This window comes from Dinoroseobacter sp. S124A (genome assembly GCF_049801015.1).
GTDB lineage: Bacteria > Pseudomonadota > Alphaproteobacteria > Rhodobacterales > Rhodobacteraceae > Dinoroseobacter.
Map to the genome: position 1 here is coordinate 131,851 of NZ_JBNAGD010000010.1, position 7,500 is coordinate 139,350.

A 7,500-nucleotide genomic window follows, 5' to 3' on the forward strand; every position below is an offset into this window, starting at 1 on the left:
TGTGGCGCCGGGACGACCCGGCCCCTACGCAGGGCGGGTCCGGGCCGGGCGCTTGCGCCCGGCGCCCCCCCCCCCAATCGGATCTCTGGCGCGACTGACGCTTCCCTAACGTCATTATGACACCGGACCCCCTAGTCAGATCCCGTGGCCCGCCAAATGCGCTGGGTCACCCCGGATTTGATGAGGTGATTATGTCCAAGCCGCTCCCCGTCGTCATTCTCGCGACCCAGGCCGATCTCGATGCAGTGGAGGTCGACCTGCGCATGGGTCGCCGCCGCCCGCTCCGAGGGTTCAGTGTGCAGATCCCGGGGATCTCGCCGCATCTTGCCCTCACTGCCGAGACGTCGCTCAATGCCGGATACCGCGCGTCGGGCTGGACCGAGGCATTGGCGCTTGCCATTCCCTTCGCCGCGCTGATGGCTGCGATTGCAGCCTCTCTGCCGGGGCTTTCCCCGTCGCCGTCCCTGCTGGCCGGGCTGGCCCTGTCGGCGGGCGCGGCGGGTGCCGTTCTGGGCGCGTATTGTGCCCGCCAGCGGGCCCGGCGACGCATGGCCCGGTCGCTCGCAAAGCTTCGCGCAGCGATGCAGCAGGCGGCGGCTTGCGGACACCCCCGGAGCGGCGGGCGACGCGCCCGCTCCAGGCCCGCCCCGGTGTCGCAGGAGGCCAGCCTGGCCGCCGAAATCCTCGTTCTGGCTGACGAACGGGACCGGGTGAGCCAACCGGTCGTGACAGAGCTGCGTCGCGATGCTGCGGCGGCCCCCTTGGCGGCGTTGCGCTGATCGCGTGGGCCCCGGCGCCCGGGTCTAGGCCTGGGGCGCGCTGCGGGACTGGCTGAGGTATTGTCTGAGGCTGGCCTGCTGCTCCGGCAGCACGGTCGTGGCCCGCAGATACACATCAACCCCGATCATCAGGGCGTTCCGCGGCCCGCCATCCCGGGAGAGCACCTCCCATTCCAGCGGGCTGAGCCAGGCGGCGAAGAACCAGGTTGGGGGCAGGTCCGGCGCGGCGGCCGGGGGCGCACAGAGAATCGGCCAGTTCAGCCGCGTGACTGGCAGGGCAAAGCCCAGCACCTCTTCGGCGAGCAGCAGCGCAGTTTCCGCCGGGCTGCGCCCTTCGACGCGGCCCAGATGCGGCAAGGTCCAGAGCGGCCCATCCGCCCCGGAGCGTTCATCCGCGGGCAAACAGGTAACAGCCACCTTGTCGCGATGCAGGGCTGCCAGGGTCACCCCCTGAAAATCGGTGTGTGTGTTCTGTTGCGGCACAGAGAATCCGTATACTGTCCCCAGCATATCATGCGAAAGTGGGTCTCGGCGCCTAGATGACCAGTCTCTGTCGTGAATGTCAGCAGCAAAACATCGAAAAACCGCGTTGCCCGCGTTGTGGCAGCCCGCGGCTGATCCGTCATGCGGAGCTCGACACCCTGAGCATTGCCCATATGGACTGCGATGCGTTCTTCGCCTCGGTGGAAAAACGCGACAATCCCGAGCTGGCCCACAAGCCGGTGATCATCGGAGGCGGGCGGCGCGGCGTGGTCTCGACTGCCTGCTATGTGGCGCGGATCAAGGGCGTGCGCTCGGCCATGCCGATGTTCAAGGCGCTGGAACTCTGCCCGGATGCAGTGGTGATCAAGCCGCGTTTTGACGCCTATGTGGAGGCCAGTCGCGCGATCCGCGTGATGATGGATGAGATGACCCCGGATGTAGAACCCCTGTCGCTGGACGAGGCCTTCATGGATCTGGGCGGGACCGCGCGCCTGCATGGCGCGCCCCCGGCGGTGATGCTGGCGCGGCTGGTCAAGCGGATGGAGGACGAGCTCGGTCTGACCGGCTCCATCGGGCTGTCCCACAACAAGTTCCTCGCGAAGATCGCCTCGGATCTCGACAAACCGCGCGGGTTCGCGGTGATCGGCAAGGCCGAAACGCTGGAGTTTCTGGCCGATAAACCCGTGCGGATGATCTGGGGCGTGGGCGCCGCGGGGCAGGCCGCGCTGGAGGCTGCCGGGATCCGCACCTTCACCGATCTCGCCCGCTGGGAGCAGACCGATCTGGTGGCGCGGTTCGGGTCCATGGGCCTACGGCTCTGGCATCTGGCGCGCGGCGAGGATCGTCGCCCGGTCTCGAGCCGGACCCCGGTCAAGGGGATCTCCAACGAGACCACCTTTTCCGAGGATACGGCGGACCCGGATCTGCTGGAGGGGCATGTCTGGCGCATGGCCGAGAAGGTTGCGGGACGGGCCAAGGCTAAGGGGGTGGCGGGCCGGGTGGTGCAGCTCAAGCTGAAGAAATCTGATCACAGCCTGATCACGCGGCGCCATGCCCTGCGCGACCCGAGCCAGATCGCCGACCGGATCTTTCGCGAGGCGATGGAGCTGTTCCGCGCGGTGCCCCGTGGGGACAGCTATCGTCTGCTGGGCGTGGGGCTCAGCGATCTGGTGCCGGAGGGGAACGCGGATCTGACCGGAGATCTGCTCGACCCGGGCGCAGCGCAACGGGCCGCGGCAGAGCGCGCGACCGATGCGATCCGCGCGAAATTCGGTGAGGATGCGATCCTGAAGGGACGCGCCCTGCGCTAGGCGCGCCGGGCGCTATTCTGCGGCCAGGGGCACCTGGGAGGCGCGGCCAAACCCGGCGATCTCGGCGATCACCTGTTCCATCAGGCGCTGGAAGCCGCGGAATTGCGGGCCACGCTCAATTCTCTCTTCATCCATGTAGAGCGCGCGGTCGATCTCGATCTGCACCACATGCTGGTTCCGCGAGGGGCGGCCGTAATGCTGCGCGATGAAGGCGCCGGCAAAGGGGGCATTGCGCGCCACGCGCAAGCCGGCATTGGTGAAGGCGGCTTCGATATGGTCGACCACATGGGCTGCTGCCGCCGCGCCGAACCGGTCGCCCAGCACCACGTCGGGGCGTTCGTCGGAGTGCTGGTGCAGCGCGTCGATCGCCTCATGGGGCATGGAGTGGCAATCCACGAGAATCGCCTGGCCGAAACTGTTGCGCGTCATGTCGAGCATGCGGCGCAGCTGGTCATGATAGGGGTGCCAATAGGCGTCGAGCCGGGCCTTGGCCTCGTTCAGGTGCAATTTGCCGCGGTAGATCGCGCGGCCATTGGCCACCACCCGGGGGACCACGCCGAGGCCCGAGCTGATCCGCGGGTTATGGGTGACCCGGCGCAAGCCGCTGACCACCGCCGGGTCCAATTCGTCGGAATTGCGATTGAGGTCGATATAGGCGCGCGGCGCTGTCGCCGCGATGGTCTGGGCCCCGTGGCGCGGGGCGCAGGCGATCAACTCATCCACGAAGGCATCCTCGGAGGAGCGGATCGTATGGGTGTCGAGGATCGTGGCCCGCAGGAAGTCCTGCGAATAGGCGCGCCCGGAATGGGGCGAGGCGAACACGACCGATGTGGTGCAGGGCCGGGGGCGCCCGAGTGTATATGCTGTGTGCATCATTGGAGATATACTAGACCGAACCGGGGGCAGGCCAAAAGCCCTTGAACACCTTTGCGACTCCTTTTATAGGACGCGAACCGATCGCGAAGGTGGCTCCGCCGAGGAGTGATTTTGGCGATTTCGGTATCTCATCGGGCGGTTAGCTCAGCGGTAGAGCACTTCGTTGACATCGAAGGGGTCACTGGTTCGATCCCAGTACCGCCCACCATCTCGGCCCAGTCCTTCGGGGCGGCCATCCACCTTGGCGCAGTGCGCGCCGCGACAGGAGACAGACCCATGAAGGTCAAGAACTCGCTCCGCTCGCTCAAGCAGCGCCACCGGGATTGCCGGATCGTGCGTCGCAAGGGCCGCGTTTACGTGATCAACAAGACCCAACGTCGGTTCAAAGCGCGTCAGGGCTGAGCCCGCGCCGCCGGAGCGATCCGGTCGATCACTGAAAAGATGTAAACCGCCGCGGGAAACCCGGCGGTTTTGTCATGTTCTAGCAGGGGGATGCCCCGGGCAGGGGCAGGCTTCGGGTCGGGGGCGCCATGCACATGTGCATGGCGCGGACCCGCGCAGGCCGGACGGTCGGACATGGTGGTCGGGCCTATCCCCTCGCGCGTCGCTCGCGATCCGCATGCGGATCGCGCCACCGATCCCCGTCTAGGCGGCGTCGGCCTCAGGCTCCCGCGCGCCGGTCATGAAGGCCACCGCGTCGGACATCTCGTACTCCTTGGGGTCGATCACGCAGAGCCGTTTGCCCAGCCGATGGATGTGGATCCGATCCGCAACCTCGAACACATGGGGCATGTTGTGGCTGATCAGGACGATCGGAATTCCCCGCGCCTTCACATCGAGGATCAGTTCCAGCACCCTGCGGCTTTCCTTCACGCCGAGCGCTGCCGTGGGCTCGTCGAGGATGATCACCTTGGACCCGAAGGCCGCCGCCCGCGCCACGGCGACCCCTTGCCGCTGCCCCCCGGACAGTGTCTCCACCGACTGGTTGATGTTCTGGATCGTCATCAGGCCCAGCTCGCTCAGCTTGTCGCGGGCAAAGGCCTCCATGGCGCCCCGATCCAGCTGCCGCAGCCACTTGCCGCGGAACCCTGGTTTGCGCAGCTCGCGCCCCATGAACATGTTGTCGGCAATCGACAGGGCCGGGGACATGGCAAGCTGCTGGTAGACCGTCTCGATCCCCGCATCCCGCGCATCCAGCGGGCTGCTGAAACGCACTTGTTTGCCCTCCAGATAGACCTCGCCCTCATCGGGGATGACCGCTCCGGACACCGCCTTGATCAGCGAGGATTTCCCCGCCCCGTTATCCCCGATCACCGCGAGGATCTCGCCCGGGTAGAGCTCGAAGTCGCAATGATCGAGCGCGGTCACGCGGCCATAGCGTTTGACCAGGTTTTTGCCTGCAAGAATGGGTTCCATCAGACCGACACCTTTCTGATCCATTGGTCCACCGCCACAGCGGCAATGATCAGCAGGCCGATGAGCAGGAAGGTCCATTGGGCATCCGCCCCGAGGAGGCGCAGGCCGAGCGTGAACACGCCCACGATCAGCGCGCCGAAAAACGCGCCCAGGATCGAGCCGCGCCCGCCGAAGAGCGAGATCCCCCCGATCACCACGGCGGTAATACTTTCGATATTCGCAAGCTGCCCCGAGGTCGGCGAAACCGACCCGATCCGTCCGATCAGGGCCCAGCCCGCAAAGGCGCAGATCAGCCCCGACAGCATGTAGACCGAGATCAGCACGCGCGAGACCTGCACGCCCGACAGCTCGGCCGCTTCGGGATCATCGCCCACCGCGTAGACATGCCGCCCCCAGGCGGTCTGCCTCAGCACATAGGCCAGCACGAAAACGAGCACGACCATGAAGATCACGCCATAGGTCAGGCGCGCGCCCCCCAGTTCCAGCGTGGTGCCGAAGAACTGCAGGAGAGGCGCCTCTTCGCGGATCTCTTGGCTGCGGATGGTCTCATTCGCGGAATAGAGGAAATTCGTCGCCAGCACGATCTGCCACATGCCTAGCGTCACGATGAAGGGCGGCAGTTTCACCTTGGCCACGAGCCAGCCATTGATGAAGCCCATCGCCGTCCCGCAGATCAGCCCGCAGACGATCGAGATCTCGACCGGGATCCCGTAGCGGAAGGTGAATTGCCCCATCACCACCGAGCTCAGCACCATGATCGCGCCCACGCTCAGGTCGATCCCGGCGGTCAGGATCACAAGGCTCTGGGCCGCGGCCACGATGCCGACGATCTGCACCTGTTGCAGAATGAGCGTCAGGGCGAAGGGAGAGAAGAACTTTGACCCGAGCAGGATCCCGAAGATGGCAATCGCCGCCACCAGCACGATCAACGGCACGAGTGCCGGCGTCTGGTGCAGCGCATGCTGGAATTTGCGGGTGAATCCCTGGGGGCCATGATCGAACTCGGCCACCGAGGTGGCGCTGTCCTTGAGCGCGGCTTCGTAATCCTGCCCTTGCGGGGTGGGGTCGGTCATGGGCGGCTCCGGACGTTACAGTTGAGGACGAATGGGTCGGACAAGGAATGCCGCGCCGATGCGAGGCGCGGTCTTGGGGGGTGCGTGACCCCGGCCGTGGTGCAATGCCGGGGTCAGCGCCGGACCAGTGGCGCGCGCGGATCCCGGGTCAGGATCCAAACGACGCCACCGCCCTTCGGTCAGAGGCTGCAGGTCAGCCCCAGCAGAGGTCCATGCCCTCTTTGACCGAGATGCTTTCGACACCATCGACGGGGGCGTCGGTGACAAGCGCCACGCCGGTGTCGAAGAAGTCCTTGCCCGGGGTCGGCGCGGGCTTCTCGCCGCTTTCGGCCCAGGTCTTGATCGCCTCGATCCCGAGCGACGCCATCAAGAGCGGGTATTGCTGCGAAGTGGCGCCGATCACGCCATCGGCGATGTTCTGGACCCCGGGGCAGCCGCCATCGACGGAGACGATCAGCACGTCATTCTCGCGACCGATGGCCTTGAGCGCCTCATAGGCCCCGGCGGCGGCCGGTTCGTTGATCGTGTAGACGACGTTGATGAAGGGGTCCTTGGCCAGAAGGTTCTCCATGGCGCGGCGGCCGCCTTCCTCGTTCCCTGCGGTCACGTCATTGCCGACGATCCGGGGGTCATCCTCGTCACCCCATTTGTTGGGATCGCCCAGTTCGATGCCGAAGCCTTGCAGGAAGCCCTGATCGCGCAGCACGCCCACGGTGGGCTGCGACACGGCCAGGTCTAGCATGCCGATCTTGGCATTGCCTGCATCATCGCCAAGCGACGCCGCCGCCCAGGCGCCGATCAACTCGCCGGCCAGGAAGTTGTCCGTGGCAAAGGTCGCATCCGCCGCATCAATTGGCGAGAGCGGCGTGTCGAGCGCGATGACCAGAAGGCCCGCATCCCGCGCCTGCTGCACCGCCGGAACGATGGACGAGGTGTCGGACGCGGTGATCAGGATCCCCTTGGCGCCATCGGCGATGCAAGTCTCGATCGCGGCCACCTGGGTCTCGTGATCGCCATCGACCTTACCGGCGAAGGATTTCAGCTCGATCCCCAGTTCCTCGGCCTTGGCGGTCGCGCCTTCCTTCATCTTCACGAAGAACGGGTTGGTGTCCGTCTTGGTGATCAGGCAGGCAGAGACCGAATGACCAGCCGCCATGGCGGCTCCGGACATGGAAAGACAGGCCAGGGCCGTGCCCAGCATCAGCTTTTTCATAGAATGCTCCTCCCAGAACATGCGCCCGTTTTCGGCGCAAAAGATGCCCGCTCTGAGGGCGGGACTGGACAGAGCGAACCACAGGCTGCGGCAACTTGTCAATCAATCGCGGGTCTTAGGCCTTGGGGTCGTGGTCGGCCGAGAGGACACTCGGATCCAACCGGGGGGATGCGGTGATCCTTGCGGCAGGTCAAGGACAGGCGGGGGACCCGGGTCTCTAGTGCCGGGCAGAGAGCGCAAGACAGGGATCGATGGATCATGGGATGGACAGAGCTGGGGGTTGCCTTTGCGGTGTTCTTGCTGAGCCACGCGATCCCGGTGCGCCCGCCGGTAAAGCCCTGGCTCGTGGC

General features: G+C 66.0%; 9 protein-coding genes and 1 tRNA gene (1 of these 10 only partly in view). 5 read left to right on the top strand and 5 right to left on the bottom strand.

The window, feature by feature from the left end:
• Positions 1-191 precede the first annotated feature (191 nt).
• Complete coding sequence (locus ACP15I_RS20350) at positions 192-779, top strand: hypothetical protein (protein WP_424976451.1); 588 nt, start codon at positions 192-194, stop codon at positions 777-779.
• A gap of 24 nt (positions 780-803) precedes the next feature.
• Here the strand turns inward: ACP15I_RS20350 and ACP15I_RS20355 are convergent, their stop codons facing one another.
• Positions 804-1,289 (bottom strand): hypothetical protein, encoded by a 486-nt coding sequence (locus tag ACP15I_RS20355; protein WP_424968124.1) that lies wholly within the window; start codon positions 1,287-1,289, stop codon positions 804-806.
• A gap of 29 nt (positions 1,290-1,318) precedes the next feature.
• Here ACP15I_RS20355 and ACP15I_RS20360 point away from each other — a divergent pair, with 29 nt between their 5' ends.
• Entirely contained in the window at positions 1,319-2,572 is a 1,254-nt protein-coding gene (locus tag ACP15I_RS20360) for a DNA polymerase IV (RefSeq protein WP_424976452.1), read from the top strand.
• Positions 2,573-2,584: 12 nt separating this feature from the next.
• Here ACP15I_RS20360 and ACP15I_RS20365 read toward each other — a convergent pair whose 3' ends face one another.
• A complete protein-coding gene (locus ACP15I_RS20365) occupies positions 2,585-3,448 on the bottom strand; it encodes an N-formylglutamate amidohydrolase (protein ID WP_424968122.1) in 864 nt (287 codons plus the stop codon).
• A 133-nt stretch (positions 3,449-3,581) separates the two neighbouring features.
• On the opposite strand from ACP15I_RS20365, the gene ACP15I_RS20370 reads away from it, so the two are divergent.
• A tRNA-Val gene (locus ACP15I_RS20370) sits at positions 3,582-3,656 on the top strand.
• A 68-nt stretch (positions 3,657-3,724) separates the two neighbouring features.
• Positions 3,725-3,850, top strand: a complete 126-nt coding sequence (ykgO, locus tag ACP15I_RS20375) for a type B 50S ribosomal protein L36 (protein ID WP_035255927.1) — start codon at positions 3,725-3,727, stop codon at positions 3,848-3,850.
• A 243-nt stretch (positions 3,851-4,093) separates the two neighbouring features.
• On the opposite strand, the gene ACP15I_RS20380 is transcribed toward ykgO, so the two are convergent.
• From ACP15I_RS20380 to ACP15I_RS20390, 3 genes are all read right to left on the bottom strand, one after another.
• Entirely contained in the window at positions 4,094-4,864 is a 771-nt protein-coding gene (locus ACP15I_RS20380; protein WP_424976453.1) for an ATP-binding cassette domain-containing protein, read from the bottom strand.
• The gene (locus ACP15I_RS20385; protein ID WP_424968120.1) at positions 4,864-5,937 is read right to left on the bottom strand and encodes an ABC transporter permease; all 1,074 of its coding nucleotides are present in this window, start codon (positions 5,935-5,937) and stop codon (positions 4,864-4,866) included. The genes ACP15I_RS20380 and ACP15I_RS20385 overlap by 1 nt, the downstream gene beginning before the upstream one ends.
• 193 nt (positions 5,938-6,130) lie before the next feature.
• A complete protein-coding gene (locus tag ACP15I_RS20390; RefSeq protein ID WP_424976454.1) occupies positions 6,131-7,150 on the bottom strand; it encodes a sugar ABC transporter substrate-binding protein in 1,020 nt (339 codons plus the stop codon).
• Between the two features lie 258 nt (positions 7,151-7,408).
• Here ACP15I_RS20390 and ACP15I_RS20395 point away from each other — a divergent pair, with 258 nt between their 5' ends.
• Positions 7,409-7,500, top strand: the start of a protein-coding gene (locus ACP15I_RS20395) for an NnrU family protein (protein WP_424976455.1). 571 nt of this gene lie beyond the right edge of the window; only the first 92 of its 663 coding nucleotides appear in the window; it begins with the start codon at positions 7,409-7,411; the stop codon falls past the right edge of the window.